This is a genomic window from Methylophilus sp., from assembly GCF_008015755.1.
In the GTDB taxonomy this organism is placed as follows: domain Bacteria; phylum Pseudomonadota; class Gammaproteobacteria; order Burkholderiales; family Methylophilaceae; genus Methylophilus.
Genome location: NZ_SSGF01000021.1, coordinates 22,272 through 35,610 on the forward strand (window position 1 = coordinate 22,272; position 13,339 = coordinate 35,610).

The following is a 13,339-nucleotide window of genomic DNA, read 5'->3' on the forward strand; positions in this document are numbered from 1 at the left end:
TTGGGCTTTGCCCGGTCTTTGAATATTAGGTAAACACAATGAAACCAAGCATGCTGCAAAAACTCGCTAACTTAAGCGAGCGTCTCGAAGAACTCAACCGTCTGCTCAGTAGCGAAGGCTTGACTGACAACATGGATAACTACCGTAAGATCATGCAAGAGCATACGGAAATTACCCCGATTGTTGAGCAATACCACATTTACATCCAAACCGAGTCAGACCTCAAAGAGGCGCATGCCATGCTGGCCGACCCGGAGATGAAAGAGTTTGCGCAAGAAGAAATAGACAGCGGCAAAAAACGCCTCGAAGAGGTCGAACTGGCCTTGCAAAAACTGTTGCTGCCCAAAGATCCCAGCGATGACAAAAACATTTTCCTTGAAATTCGCGCTGGCACTGGCGGTGACGAATCCGGCCTGTTCGCCGGTGACTTATTCCGCATGTACTCGCGCTTTGCCGACCGCCAGGGCTGGAAAGTGGAAATCGTCTCAGCCAACGAAGGCGAAGTGGGCGGCTATAAAGAGATTATTGCCAAAATCATCGGCTACGGCGCCTACTCAAAACTCAAATTCGAATCCGGCGGCCACCGCGTACAACGTGTGCCAGATACCGAAACGCAAGGCCGTATCCACACCTCAGCCTGTACCGTCGCGATTCTGCCTGAGGTGGAAGAGGTGGGTGATGTTGAAATCAATCCGGCCGATATTCGCATTGATACTTTCCGTGCTTCTGGCGCGGGTGGTCAGCACATCAACAAAACCGACTCCGCCGTGCGCATTACCCACGCACCCACCGGCATCGTAGTGGAATGCCAGGACGGCCGCAGCCAGCACGCCAACAAGGCGCAAGCCATGCAAGTGTTGGCCGCGCGCATTAAGGCCAAACAGGTCGACGAACAACAAAGCAAAATCGCCTCCGAGCGCCGCAACCTGATTGGCTCAGGCGACCGTTCCGAGCGCATCCGCACCTACAACTACCCGCAAGGCCGGATCACTGACCACCGCATCAACCTGACGCTGTATAAAATTGAAGCGATCACGGAAGGAGATATGGACGAGTTGATTAATGCACTGGCGACTGAGTATCAGGCAGATTTGCTGGCGAGTTTGGGTGAAGAAGGTCAATAAAGCCGATGCTAAACTTATGCTCTGTGCCTATTGATTGGTCTGCAACCGGCACATGGTTTACGGGTTTGTTGGGAGTAGGTGTTGCTATATACGCTCTTAACAGTTGGAAAAAGCAAATTGTCCTCCAAGACAAATACGCAAAATTAGATGGTTTACTTGAAGCCTTTGTAACTTCTGTTAGGGCTGGCTTTGATTGGCAGCATAATGTTGGAGTTGGTGAAAATAGGTGCCATGATAAATCAGATCAAGGTGAAGCATACACCGAGTGGCGCAAATCACTTATGAACTACAGGGTCCATTGGTATAAATCGAGGTGCTTTATTAACTCAGCTGAAGACCAATGGCTTTCTCCAGATCAGCTTCAAAATAAAATTATTACTATCGCACAACATTTAGAGGCATTGGATTCTTCTCACTATTTTCACAGTCAAATGAGTGCACTTCTTGAAAAAGGCTTAGCTGATATTGATAAAAATAGAGAGTCTTGATTGGCAGATGATCTCTTCAGCAATGCAAAATTTTCGCATCCCAACAGCGCCCTCCAGTATTCAGAAAGACAGCCCAATCAAGTTTTTGCTGGATAGCGAAGCCATTGATTGCCTGGCCCATAACATTGGCCTGGTGCACGGCGGCTTTGATGCCCAAGCCTTTAAACAGTTGGCGCTTACTAACATTGCACCACTAGGGTTGATGGATCGCTCGGCGCATATTGCCGCTGCTTTAAAAGCAACGCTGCCAGCCAAGTTCTCGGATGCGACAGATATTTTACTAAGTACTCTCACACCACCCAACGCGCATACAGAACGCTTAGGCTTAAGTGTGTTTTTCTATTTGCCACATACGCGTTTTGTAGCCGACTACGGCCGTGATGCCCAGTATAATGGCGGCGAGGATCCATTTGAAGCGGCGATGCGTGCGCAATATGAATTGACTCGCCGCTTTACGGCTGAGTTTTCGATCCGCCCGTTTCTGATACACGATTTTGAACGCACACTGAAGCAACTCACGCTGTGGCTAAATGACCCAGACCCACATGTGCGGCGTTTGTGTTCTGAAGGTTGTCGCTCGCGCCTGCCGTGGGGCGCACGCATTCCGCAACTGATTGCCGATCCGACGCCAGTGTTGCCCATATTAGAAGCACTGAAAAACGACCCAAGTTTGTATGTGCGCCGCAGCGTGGCAAACCACCTGGGCGATATTGCCAAAGACCATCCGGCAGTAGCGTTTGAGCTATGTGAGCGCTGGCTCACCAATGCCGACAAAGACCTGAAATGGGTAATCCGCCATGCCGTGCGCCATCCGGCCAAACAAGGCCATGCCACGGCGATTGCCTTGCGCAAAGCGGCCGGGGGCAGGGGATGATGTCGTACACTGTTCAACAATGGTTGCAAACGGCGCGGCAACAGTTGGCGCAATTTGTCCCGCCCGATGAGGCGAGTATGGAAGCGCAAATATTATTGATGTATGTGCTGAATGTGAACCGTGCCTGGTTGATTGCGCACGCAACTGACGGCCTGGCGACCATCTCTCTTAATACGGTGGAATCACTCTTGCAGCGTCGTTTGCAAGGCGAACCGGTTGCGCATATTTTGGGCTCACGCGAGTTTTTCGGGCTCGCGCTCAAAGTCACGCCAGACACGCTGATTCCACGCCCGGATACTGAAACCCTGGTCGAAGCTGCCTTAGAAAAAATCAACGGCCGCATGCGCGTGCTGGACCTAGGCACCGGCACCGGCGCCATCGCACTGGCCATTGCCAAGCATGCACCAAACTGCGAGGTGGTTGCGGTAGATGCGTCAGCGGCTGCGCTCGCCGTCGCAGCGGAAAATGCAGCGACCTTGCAGCTCAACAATGTGCAATGTGTTGCCAGCCACTGGTTTTCTGCATTACCTGCAAACAATAAGTTTGACCTCATCGTCAGCAACCCGCCTTACATTGAGAGCAGTGACCCGCATTTGCAACAAGGCGATTTGCGTTTTGAGCCTATGACTGCGCTGGCCTCTGGCGTAGATGGCCTGCAAGATATCCGGCAGATTGTTGCCCAAGCGCCAGGCTATTTGAATGACGGTGGTTGGCTGATGCTGGAGCATGGTTACAATCAAGCCGACGCGGTGCAGCAAATGCTGCAGGCATCTGGCTTGCAGCAGATTCAAACCCTGCAAGATTTGGGTGGCAATCCGCGAGTCACTTTAGCGCAATGGCAGACACCTGTGACAGAACAACAATAATCAATAAAATTAACTTAAAAATTATCTCAGGGGGCAATGCATGATTCAAAAACTACGCTTGGCGATCCGCAACGATTTAGAGGCGCCAGAAGAAACCAGGTACTTTGGCTCAGGCTGGTTAAGCGGTGTGGCGGCGCTGATACTTGGTATCGCCAGTCTATGCTTGCTGTTAGGCGGGCGCTTGCAAGGGGTGTTTTCAACCCAGATGCTTTCACCACTCTACGCCTTGCCGCAGTTCACGCTGATGATTCAGGCCTTGTTATTAACCAGCTTTTTACTCGCATGCAGCAACCTGGTGTTACGCCGCAATCGCGTGCTGGGGTTTAGTGCCATTGTGCTGGTGTTGCTCACCATTACCATTGCCGAAACGACAGATGCTCAGGCCGCGCGCAACAGCAATATCGCTCTCAGCCTCGATTGGTTTGTGCTCAATATCTTGCTCACTGGCTTTTTGTTTATTCCGCTAGAGAAACTGTTTGGCCGCCTGACCCAGCAACCCCTGTTCCGGGACGAGTGGCGTGAGGATTTGTTTTACTTTTTAATCAGCAGCGTGTTTGTGCAAACACTCACCTTGTTCACGCTGGCACCTTCGATGACCATTTTGCACTACACCGGCGATTGGGCCAGTATGCGACAAGTCATCGCCAGCCAGCCACTGTGGCTGCAAGTGATTGAAATCATGTTTTTAACCGACTTTGTGCAGTACTGGTTTCATCGCGCTTTTCACCAAATCCCTTTTTTATGGGGCTTCCACGCCGTGCATCACTCTGCCAAAAAGATGGACTGGCTGGCAGGATCACGCATGCACATTGTAGAAATTATCGGCTTGCGTAGCATGACTGTGGTGCCGATGTATGTGCTCGGCTTTGCTGAAGGCGCGTTGCATCTCTATATTTTGCTGGTGTATCTCAACGCCACCTTTGTGCACGCCAATGTCCGCTTTAATGTTGAGTGGCTGAAACCGTTGATCGTCACACCGCGCTTTCACCACTGGCATCACGGCATTGAAAAAGAGGCGATTGACGTCAATTTTGCCATTCACTTCCCGCTGTTCGACAAGTTGTTTGGCACTTATTACATGCCTAAAAACCAGTGGCCCAGCGGCTATGGTATCGGCGGCCATCCCGTGCCTAATGGCTACTGGAAGCAATTGATGTATCCATTTAAAAAATAGCGCCCGGATCGTTGCGCACGATTTTTGCTGTGAGCAATCTATCTGTGCGTAATGAAAGGAAGACCATGCTTCATTTTAACTCTATCAAAGCGGTGTTATTTGACCTGGACGGTGTGCTCTATGTCGGCCAACAGCCAATAGACGGTGCGATTGAGGCGGTTGCCAACATCCGCAAGGCGGGCATCGCCGTGCGCTTTGTCACGAACACCAGCACCTTGTCGCTCGCCGCTTTGCAGCAAAAAATGAACAGCCTGGGCTTCAATGTAGTGCCAGAAGAAATCATCAGTGCACCACAAGCGACCATTCAATACCTAAAAAAACAGCCCAACCCGGTGTGCAAACTGTTGCTGGCAGACGACGTTAAAAAAGACTTTGCCTGTTTTGACCAATCTGAGCGGTCGGCCAATTATGTGGTGATCGGCGATATCGGTGATGGCTGGTCTTACGAGTTGCTCAATGAGGTATTTCATTGCCTGGTCAATGGAGCGCAGCTGATTGCGATTCACAAAAACCGTTTTTGGCAGACGGATACCGGCCTGCAAATGGATATCGGCGCCTTTGTCACCGGCCTGGAATATGCCAGCAATACCAAAGCCATGCTGATGGGCAAACCTTCGCAACACTTTTTCAATATGGCGCTAGATGCCTTACGCCTCAAACCGCATGAGGTGGTGATGGTGGGCGATGATATTGATGCCGATGTCGGTGGCGCGCAGGATGCCGGGTTGCATGGTGTGCTGGTGAAAACTGGCAAATACCGCGAAACCTACACGCGGCTGTCAGCGGTGGAACCTGATGCTACGATTCCGTCGGTGTCTGATTTGCCTGCATTATTGGGATGTTTGTCAGCGACGCCTTCTTGAAAGCCCGCCGCGCCCCATCTCGCCGTTTGGCGGGCTGCATAGTATAATTGCAGCATGTCTGAATCGAATTCTGTTGGTATCGTCAAAGCGCAGGTTGCGCATTTCACCCAGCCGCTTACCCTGAAAAGCGGCGCCGTGTTGCCACAATACCACCTGACCTATGAAACCTATGGTGAGCTTAACGCGGCTAAAACCAATGCCGTGCTGATCTGTCACGCCTTGTCTGGCAACCATCACGTCGCTGGCCGCTATGCGGCAGATGATAAATATCCTGGCTGGTGGGATAACCTGATTGGCCCCGGCAAACCGTTAGACACCAATAAGTTTTTTGTCATTGGCCTCAATAATCTGGGCGGCTGTCATGGCAGTAGTGGGCCGTCCAGTGTAGACCCGCTCACCGACAAGCCTTACAGCGCGACTTTCCCGGTAGTCACTGTTGAAGACTGGGTAGAGTCACAAGCCCGCTTACTCGACTATCTAGGCATTGAACAACTGGCCGCCGTGATTGGTGGCAGCCTCGGTGGCATGCAGGCCTTGCAATGGAATATTGCTTATCCGGAACGCGTGCGCCATGCCTTTGTGATTGCCTCTGCGCCTAATTTAACCGCGCAGAATATGGCGTTTAACGAAGTGGCGCGCCAGGCGATTATTACCGACCCGGAGTTTTTTAACGGCGACTATTACAACCACGGCACGGTGCCGCGGCGCGGTTTGCGCATTGCGCGTATGCTCGGCCATATCACTTATTTGTCTGACGACGTGATGGGCGAAAAATTTGGCCGCAAGCTGCGTCATGGTGATGTGAAGTATAGCTTTGATGTCGAGTTTGAAATGGAATCTTACTTGCGCTACCAGGGCGACAAGTTTGCCGGTGAGTTTGACGCCAACACCTATTTACGCATGACGCGGGCATTGGACTACTTTGACCCGGCGCTGGATTACGAGGGTGATTTAAGCAAAGCATTGAGCCGCGCCAAGGCCAAATTTGTGGTGATTTCATTCACCACCGACTGGCGTTTTTCACCTGCGCGCTCGCGTGAAATTGTCAAAGCCTTGCTTGATAACGCCTTGCCAGTGAAATATGCCGAGGTTACCTCAGACCACGGCCATGACGCATTTTTGATGCCAGACCCGTACTACCACGACATCATGCGCGCGTATCTGGAGCAGGTTAAAGTATGACAAATGCTAAAATTACAAATATTCGCCCAGATTTTGCATTAATTACAAACTGGGTGCCTGCCAGAGCCAAAGTGCTAGACCTCGGTTGTGGCGATGGCACCTTGCTGACCCACTTACATGAAACCTTGGCAACCACGGGTTATGGCATTGAAAAAGACGACAGCAACTGGCTGGCTGCGCTCAAAAATGGCGTCGATGTGATTCAAATGAACCTTGAAGAAGGCCTGTCTGGCTTTGAAGATCAGTCGTTTGATACCGTGATTTTGTCGCAAACGTTGCAGGCCATGCACAACACCGAAAGCATCGTGCAAGAGATGCTGCGCGTGGGCCGCGAAGTGATTGTGACCTTCCCTAATTTTGGCTACTGGCGTAACCGCATGCAGATTACCTTCGGCACCATGCCAGTGTCTAAAAGCCTGCCTTATCAATGGTATGACACGCCCAATGTGCACTTGTGTACCATCAACGACTTTGACGATTTTTGTGTGCAGCACCAGATTCAGGTGATGGAACGCAAAGTGATTACCGGCGGCAAAGATGTGCATTTATTGCCCAACCTGATGGGCAACCTGGCAATGTATCGTCTAAGAAAACACAGCGCCTGATTGTCTTTATCACACAGCATCTTCTGACTGACTACATGGTCATCACGCCACAAAAAAAGCCCCGGTATTGCGCCAGGGCTTTTTTGTAATTTCGGCGGTTGATTAACTCAAATTTAAAGCCTTCAAGCGGCGATACAGGGTATTTCTGCTCATGCCAAGCTGGCGCGCAACCGCAGAAATATTCCCCGCCTGCTGCTGCATGGCGACACGGATCGCTTCATCAGATTGCGCTTTCAAGGTTAACCCAGGTTGCAACACCGTTTCGCGCTCGGCCTCTACCGCCATTTCATCCAAAAAGTCGTGCGTCAGATGCCGCCGCTCAATCACGCCACCATCCGCCAGTGCCACCGCCGTACGCAACACATTATGCAATTGGCGCACATTGCCCGGCCATGGGTGTGCAGCAAACACCGCCAGCACTTCATCACTGAGCGTCGCTTGGGGCGCCTGCTCAATTTGCAGAATCATCTGAATCAGGCGCGACATATCCTGACGCTGACGCAAGGCAGGCAATTGCACGGTCAGGCCATTGATACGGTAATACAAATCACTGCGAAACTCGCCCGCAGCCACTTTATCCTTGAGCTTCTGGTTGGTGGCACTCAGCAATATAAAATCCACTGGTATAGACTTGCTACCGCCCAATGGCGTGACACTGCGCTCTTGCAAGACACGCAACAACCTAGCCTGCAACGACAACGGCATATCGCCGATTTCATCTAAAAACAAGGTACCGCCATCGGCTTGCTGAATCTTACCGACATTGCCTTTGCGCTTGGCACCGGTATACGCGCCTTCTTCATAGCCAAACAACTCAGCTTCAATCAAGCCTTCTGGCAACGCTGCACAATTGACCGCAATAAACGGCTGCGCCCGGCGTGCACTGGCATCATGAATCGCGCGTGAAAATAACTCTTTACCGGCGCCGGTTTCACCCAGGATCAACACCGGGATATCACGGTTAAGCACTTGCTTAACCTGGCTGATAGCGAGTTTTAATTGCGGGTCACCACTATCTAATAATTCCAGGCTGGCAGCAGACTCACGAGGCACAGACGGCACCGGCCTGCTGGCAATGCTAGGTGACTGCACGCTAGAAGCACGCGCAAACAGGCGCGCACCGTTGCGCAAACGCAGCGGGAACAGCATGTCAGAAGCCAGGCCTCGCTGCTTGAACGCTGCCCATGACTCATCAAAAATATCTTCAAACGGGATGCGGCGCGCGGATAACACGTCTTGATCCAGCGGCAGGCCAAACTGGAACTGGCCGCTGCGGTTAATCGCCTGCAACTGGCCTTGTGCATCAAACAAGGCCACGCCTTCCCACAAGGTGCCAATAAACTCTGGCCGCACATGAAAATGCACGCCGATCTCACCCTCAGCCGTGGCATGGAACAAACGGTTTTCGACCATTTGCGCGGCCATCTTCACCAAAGCCAGCGTGTGTTGTTGCGGCGCATTAAAATCATTAGACACATCTAGCGTCGCCACCAAATGATTGTTAGCAGCAAAAATAGGCACGGCAGAACAACTCAACGAATGGTGATAAGCCATAAAGTGTTCGGCACCTTGCACGCTGATCGGCAGGCGCTCGACCAGAGCAGTCCCAATGGCATTGGTGCCGCGGTGTTCTTCACTCCACGAGGCGCCAGGCAACAATGAGGCACGCACCTGGTTTTCTTCGACGCCTTCACCGCGGGTGCGCAAAATCACGCCCTCGCTGTCAGTGAGAATCACCAGGCTGCGCGTATGCGCAATTTGCTCGCTCAGTGTGAGCATTTCCGGCTCGGCATGCGTCAGCAATAAACGGTTTTTTTCCAGTCGTTGCGCCAGTTCCTGCGCGGTAATAATCTGGTCTTCGGCTGGCGCCTGCTCGTCTACGCCTTTGACCATGCAACGACGCCATGAACGTGCAATCGCCTCAGCAATGGCACGCTGGTCATCACGCATGCCTGGCTGCGACATTTGAGAAGCGGGCGGAGAATATTTATTGGGCATTTAACACTGCACACCTGTCACATTGCATTGAACAACTGTATCAGTATGACACAGTCGTGAACAGTCAGCGCCACGCGGCCTGATTTTACGTCTGTTTTGATAAATCATTAAGCGATTGATTTTAATCTATTTTTTACTTTTTCCAAAATGAAACTGTGGATTGGCACGCGCGTTGCAATCATTGCACACACCGTCACAAGAGAAGCCTTTGTCGACGCTTGCAACACTACACATTCCAGCTTCACCGCAACCATTTTGGAGGTTATTTATGCAACAACGTATCAAGCTCGCCATCACTGCAATGATGCTAGCCAGCGTGAGCACCAGCGTATTGGCAAATGCCGAACTGGACGCCATGATGAAAGACGACAACCAGTGGCCGATGGCGCGTAAAGACTACGCAAACCAGGGTTACAGCCGCTTGTCACAAATCAACAAAAGCAACGTCAAACAATTAAAACTGGCATGGACATTTGCCACCGGCGTGAACCGCGGCCACGAAGGCGCACCACTGGTGATTGGCAATACCATGTACATCCACACCGCATTCCCTAACAACGTGTATGCGCTGGACCTGAACGACAACCAAAAAATCCAGTGGTCTTATTTTCCTAAACAGGATCCTGACGTGCAGTCTGTGTTGTGCTGTGACAACGTAAACAAGGGCTTGGGCTACGGCGACGGCAAGATTTTCCTGCAACAGAATAATGGCGTGCTGGTGGCTTTGGATGCCAAAACCGGCGCCAAGTTATGGGACGTGAAAGTCAACGACCCGAAAATGGGCGCGGCCAACACCAACGTACCGCACGTGTTTAAAGACAAAGTCGTGACCGGCTGTTCTGGCGGTGAGTTCGGCGTGCGTTGCCATATTTCAGCCTACAACCTCAAAGATGGCAGCCTGGCCTGGAAGGCTTACAGCACGGGTGCGGATAGCGAAATGCTGATTGGCGCAGACTTTAATAAGGAAAACCCACATTACAGCGCATTGTCTGTCTACGAGGACGTCAATGGTGGTAACAAAATGGGCGGGTCTTTCAAGCCGCTGGACAAGTCTCAGCTGAAATACCCTGAGGCCAACCTGGGTGTGCGCACCTGGTTGAAACCGCAGCAGCAGAAAGACGGCTGGCAAAACGGTGGCGGCCCAACCTGGGGCTGGTACTCATACGATCCTAAATTGAACCTGATGTACTACGGCACTGGTAACCCAGGCACCTGGAACCCGGACGTACGTCCTGGCGATAACAAATGGTCGATGACGATTTTTGCCCGCGACCTCGATACAGGCATGGCACGCTGGGCTTACCAGATGACACCGCATGACGAGTGGGATTATGACGGCATGAACGAGATCATTTTGTGGGAAGCCAATGGCAAGCAACTGGCCTCACACTTTGACCGTAACGGTTTTGGCTACACTTTTGACCGCACTAACGGCACCTTGTTAGTGGCAGAAAAAATGCATCCATTCGTTAACTGGGCAACCAAGATTGACCTGAAAACAGGGATTCCGGTCAAAGATCCTAAGTACTCCACGCACCAGGATTACAACGCCAAAGGCGTGTGTCCTTCTGCGTTGGGGGTGAAAGACGAGCAGCCAGCGGCTTACTCACCAAAAAACAAAACCTTCTATGTGCCGCTTAACCACGTGTGCATGACTTATGAACCTGTTGAGTCCAAGTATGTGGCTGGCCAACCATGGGTAGGCGCAACCCTGACCATGTTTGCCGGTCCTGACGGTGTGATGGGTGGCTTTATGGCCTGGGATGGCCTCAAAGGCAAAGCCCAGTGGTACAACAAAGAGAAATTCTCTGCCTGGGGCGGCGCATTGGTCACAGCCTCTGACCTAGTGTTCTACGGCACGCTGGATCGCTGGGTCAAAGCCCTGGATGCCAAAACCGGTAAAGAGTTGTGGAAATTCCAGGTTGGCTCTGGCGTGGTCGGCAACATGATCACCTACGGCCACAAAGGCAAGCAATACGTCGGCGTATTGTCAGGCATTGGTGGCTGGGCGGGCGTAGCGATGAACCTGGGCCTGACCAACGATACCGATGGTTTGGGTGCAGCAGGTGGCTACAAAGAGCTGACCAAATACAACGCCGCACCTGGTGGCGGTGGCATGAACGTATTCAGTTTATAAGAGAGGATTTCTGATGCAATTACTCAACAAAACCTTGCTGGCAACCGCCTTGCTGGCGATGACCGCGTCAGCCATCGCAGGCAGCGGCGCCGAAGCCCTGGCACAAAAAAGCGGCTGCTTGCTGTGCCACGGCGTAGATAAAAAAGTAATTGGCCCGGCCTATAAAGAAGTGGCTGCCAAATACAAAGGCGACAAAACTGCTGAAGCCAAACTGGTGCAAAAAGTCAAAGCCGGTGGCGGTGGCGTGTGGGGCGAGATGCCTATGCCGCCTAACAGCCCGCAAGTCAAGGACGAAGATATCAAGACCATCGTCCAGTGGGTATTAAGTTTGTAGTTCCCCCTGTGAAATAAAGCGTCAGTGGCAGTGCTAAGAGATGGCCGCCATGCTTGCAACGAGGTCTCCACTGACGCTGCATTTCCAACGTTTTACCATTGATCTCCGAGTGTTGCCAACCCGCAAGGGTTGGCTTTTTTTTGCCTGGCGATTAGCGGCCCGATAAAAGCGTTTACAATGCGGGCATGACCATCGCCCAAACCCTGTTTACTCGCCGCATGCTGATGTGTGTGGCCTTAGGCTTCAGTTCCGGCCTGCCTCTTTACCTGCTACTGCAACTCTTGCCCGCCTGGCTACGCAGTGAAGGCCTCAACCTCAAAACCATCGCCGCCTTTGCCTTTATGCAACTGCCCTACACCTGGAAATTTTTATGGGCGCCGCTGATGGACAGATATAGCCTGCTACAAGCGCTCGGTCGGCGCCGCAGCTGGATATTAGCCACACAACTGGCCCTGCTCGCCAGTATTATCAGCCTAGGCATGTTCCAACCACAACAAGACATCACCATGGTCGCCGTCCTTGCCACCCTGGTTGCCCTGTTTTCCGCCAGCCAGGACATCGTCATTGACGCCTACCGGCGCGAGATTTTAAGCGACCAGGAGCTTGGCCTTGGCAACAGCATACACGTCAACGCCTACCGGATTGCAGGCCTGGTGCCTGGCTCACTGGCGCTGATCCTGGCTGACCACCTGCCATGGTCGCAAGTGTTCTTGATTGTCGGCCTATTCATGTTGCCTGGTATCGGCTTTACCTTATGGTCACAAGAACCGGCCATTGTCAGCGTGCCAAAAACTTTGCTGGCCTCGGTGATAGAACCGTTCAAAGAATTCATGCAACGCAGCGGCTGGCAACACGCGCTGTGGGTACTCGTGTTTATCCTGCTATACAAACTCGGCGACAGCATGGCCACAGCACTCGCCACCCCGTTTTATATCGACATGGGCTACAGCAAAACCGATATCGGCGCCATCGCCAAAGGCAGCGGCCTCGTCATGCAAATTGTCGGCGCCTTTATCGGCGGCTTGTGGATGCTCAAACTCGGCATCAATCGTGGCTTGTGGGTGTTCGGCGTCGTGCAGGCCTTGTCTATTCTCGGCTTTGCCTGGCTGGCCCACAGCGGACCGTTTACAGAGATAGGTGCTGCTGAACGCAGTATGCTCGCATTCGTCATCGGCTTCGAAGCCTTTGGCGTTGGCTTAGGCACCGCCGCCTACGTCGCCTACATGGCGCGCGAAACCAACCCCGCGTATACCGCCACACAACTCGCCTTGTTTACCAGCTTGTCGGCCGTACCGCGGTCCGTGTTCAATGCCCTCACAGGCGGGATGGTAGAGAGCTTGGGGTGGGAACATTTTTTTTATGTGTGTACGGTGCTGGCGATTCCGGGGATGTTGCTGTTATTTAGGGTGGCGCCTTGGCGGGAACACTAAGTAATTTCTCGTAACCAGTATTACTCGATACACCAACATTTGATAGTTGTTATGACTACTCGTTTCGCCTCTCGGCGAGTCACTTTCTGATGCTTGCCCCTCAGAAAGTAACCAAAGAGGAGGGCACCCAGCCATCACGGCCTTCGGCTCCCTTGCGTTGCTCAACAAAATAAGCGGTCACGAAACTCGCCCTAGCAGCTTGCACACTACGGTCGCTCCCTTCTCCCTTATTTTGTCTCCGCTACTCAGCGTGATGGGATGGGA

General features: G+C 52.3%; 12 protein-coding genes. 11 read left to right on the plus strand and 1 reads right to left on the minus strand.

The window, feature by feature from the left end; genetic code table 11:
- Positions 1–38 precede the first annotated feature (38 nt).
- The 8 genes from prfA to metW all read left to right on the plus strand — a co-directional run bounded on the left by prfA (position 39) and on the right by metW (position 7,176).
- A complete protein-coding gene (prfA, locus tag E6Q52_RS08970; RefSeq protein ID WP_292821226.1) occupies positions 39–1,124 on the plus strand; it encodes a peptide chain release factor 1 in 1,086 nt (361 codons plus the stop codon).
- 23 nt (positions 1,125–1,147) lie between these two features.
- Positions 1,148–1,612: a hypothetical protein gene (locus tag E6Q52_RS08975; RefSeq protein WP_292821228.1), complete on the plus strand. Its 465-nt coding sequence runs from the start codon at positions 1,148–1,150 to the stop codon at positions 1,610–1,612.
- 22 nt (positions 1,613–1,634) lie between these two features.
- Positions 1,635–2,486 (plus strand): DNA alkylation repair protein, encoded by an 852-nt coding sequence (locus E6Q52_RS08980; RefSeq protein ID WP_292821230.1) that lies wholly within the window; start codon positions 1,635–1,637, stop codon positions 2,484–2,486.
- Positions 2,486–3,352, plus strand: a complete 867-nt coding sequence (prmC, locus tag E6Q52_RS08985) for a peptide chain release factor N(5)-glutamine methyltransferase (RefSeq protein ID WP_292821248.1) — start codon at positions 2,486–2,488, stop codon at positions 3,350–3,352. The genes E6Q52_RS08980 and prmC overlap by 1 nt, the downstream gene beginning before the upstream one ends.
- 40 nt (positions 3,353–3,392) lie before the next feature.
- The gene (locus E6Q52_RS08990) at positions 3,393–4,526 is read left to right on the plus strand and encodes a sterol desaturase family protein (RefSeq protein WP_292821232.1); all 1,134 of its coding nucleotides are present in this window, start codon (positions 3,393–3,395) and stop codon (positions 4,524–4,526) included.
- A gap of 65 nt (positions 4,527–4,591) precedes the next feature.
- On the plus strand, positions 4,592–5,389 hold the full coding sequence (locus E6Q52_RS08995) for a TIGR01458 family HAD-type hydrolase (protein WP_292821234.1): 798 nt from the start codon (positions 4,592–4,594) through the stop codon (positions 5,387–5,389).
- A gap of 54 nt (positions 5,390–5,443) precedes the next feature.
- Positions 5,444–6,571 (plus strand): homoserine O-acetyltransferase, encoded by a 1,128-nt coding sequence (locus tag E6Q52_RS09000; protein ID WP_292821236.1) that lies wholly within the window; start codon positions 5,444–5,446, stop codon positions 6,569–6,571.
- Positions 6,568–7,176, plus strand: a complete 609-nt coding sequence (metW, locus tag E6Q52_RS09005) for a methionine biosynthesis protein MetW (protein ID WP_292821238.1) — start codon at positions 6,568–6,570, stop codon at positions 7,174–7,176. Before E6Q52_RS09000 ends, metW begins: the two co-directional genes overlap by 4 nt.
- A gap of 102 nt (positions 7,177–7,278) precedes the next feature.
- Here metW and E6Q52_RS09010 read toward each other — a convergent pair whose 3' ends face one another.
- On the minus strand, positions 7,279–9,141 hold the full coding sequence (locus tag E6Q52_RS09010; RefSeq protein ID WP_292821250.1) for a sigma-54-dependent Fis family transcriptional regulator: 1,863 nt from the start codon (positions 9,139–9,141) through the stop codon (positions 7,279–7,281).
- Positions 9,142–9,442: 301 nt separating this feature from the next.
- Between E6Q52_RS09010 and E6Q52_RS09015 the strand changes: the two genes are divergently transcribed.
- The 3 genes from E6Q52_RS09015 to E6Q52_RS09025 all read left to right on the plus strand — a co-directional run bounded on the left by E6Q52_RS09015 (position 9,443) and on the right by E6Q52_RS09025 (position 13,075).
- Entirely contained in the window at positions 9,443–11,311 is a 1,869-nt protein-coding gene (locus E6Q52_RS09015) for a methanol/ethanol family PQQ-dependent dehydrogenase (RefSeq protein ID WP_292821240.1), read from the plus strand.
- A gap of 13 nt (positions 11,312–11,324) precedes the next feature.
- Positions 11,325–11,645 carry a c-type cytochrome gene (locus E6Q52_RS09020; RefSeq protein ID WP_292821242.1) on the plus strand — a complete coding sequence of 107 codons (321 nt, stop codon included), beginning with the start codon at positions 11,325–11,327 and terminating at the stop codon, positions 11,643–11,645.
- A 185-nt stretch (positions 11,646–11,830) separates the two neighbouring features.
- Positions 11,831–13,075, plus strand: a complete 1,245-nt coding sequence (locus E6Q52_RS09025) for an AmpG family muropeptide MFS transporter (protein WP_292821244.1) — start codon at positions 11,831–11,833, stop codon at positions 13,073–13,075.
- Positions 13,076–13,339 lie beyond the last annotated feature (264 nt).

Coding starts and splice junctions, on each gene's coding strand:
- prfA (WP_292821226.1), top strand. CDS start 39: ATGAAACCAAGCATGCTGCAAAAACTCGCTAACTTAAGCGAGCGTCTC.
- E6Q52_RS08990 (WP_292821232.1), top strand. CDS start 3,393: ATGATTCAAAAACTACGCTTGGCGATCCGCAACGATTTAGAGGCGCCA.
- prmC (WP_292821248.1), top strand. CDS start 2,486: ATGTCGTACACTGTTCAACAATGGTTGCAAACGGCGCGGCAACAGTTG.
- E6Q52_RS09000 (WP_292821236.1), top strand. CDS start 5,444: ATGTCTGAATCGAATTCTGTTGGTATCGTCAAAGCGCAGGTTGCGCAT.
- metW (WP_292821238.1), top strand. CDS start 6,568: ATGACAAATGCTAAAATTACAAATATTCGCCCAGATTTTGCATTAATT.
- E6Q52_RS09025 (WP_292821244.1), top strand. CDS start 11,831: ATGACCATCGCCCAAACCCTGTTTACTCGCCGCATGCTGATGTGTGTG.
- E6Q52_RS08980 (WP_292821230.1), top strand. CDS start 1,635: ATGCAAAATTTTCGCATCCCAACAGCGCCCTCCAGTATTCAGAAAGAC.
- E6Q52_RS08995 (WP_292821234.1), top strand. CDS start 4,592: ATGCTTCATTTTAACTCTATCAAAGCGGTGTTATTTGACCTGGACGGT.
- E6Q52_RS09020 (WP_292821242.1), top strand. CDS start 11,325: ATGCAATTACTCAACAAAACCTTGCTGGCAACCGCCTTGCTGGCGATG.
- E6Q52_RS09015 (WP_292821240.1), top strand. CDS start 9,443: ATGCAACAACGTATCAAGCTCGCCATCACTGCAATGATGCTAGCCAGC.
- E6Q52_RS09010 (WP_292821250.1), bottom strand. CDS start 9,141: ATGTCGCAGCCAGGCATGCGTGATGACCAGCGTGCCATTGCTGAGGCG.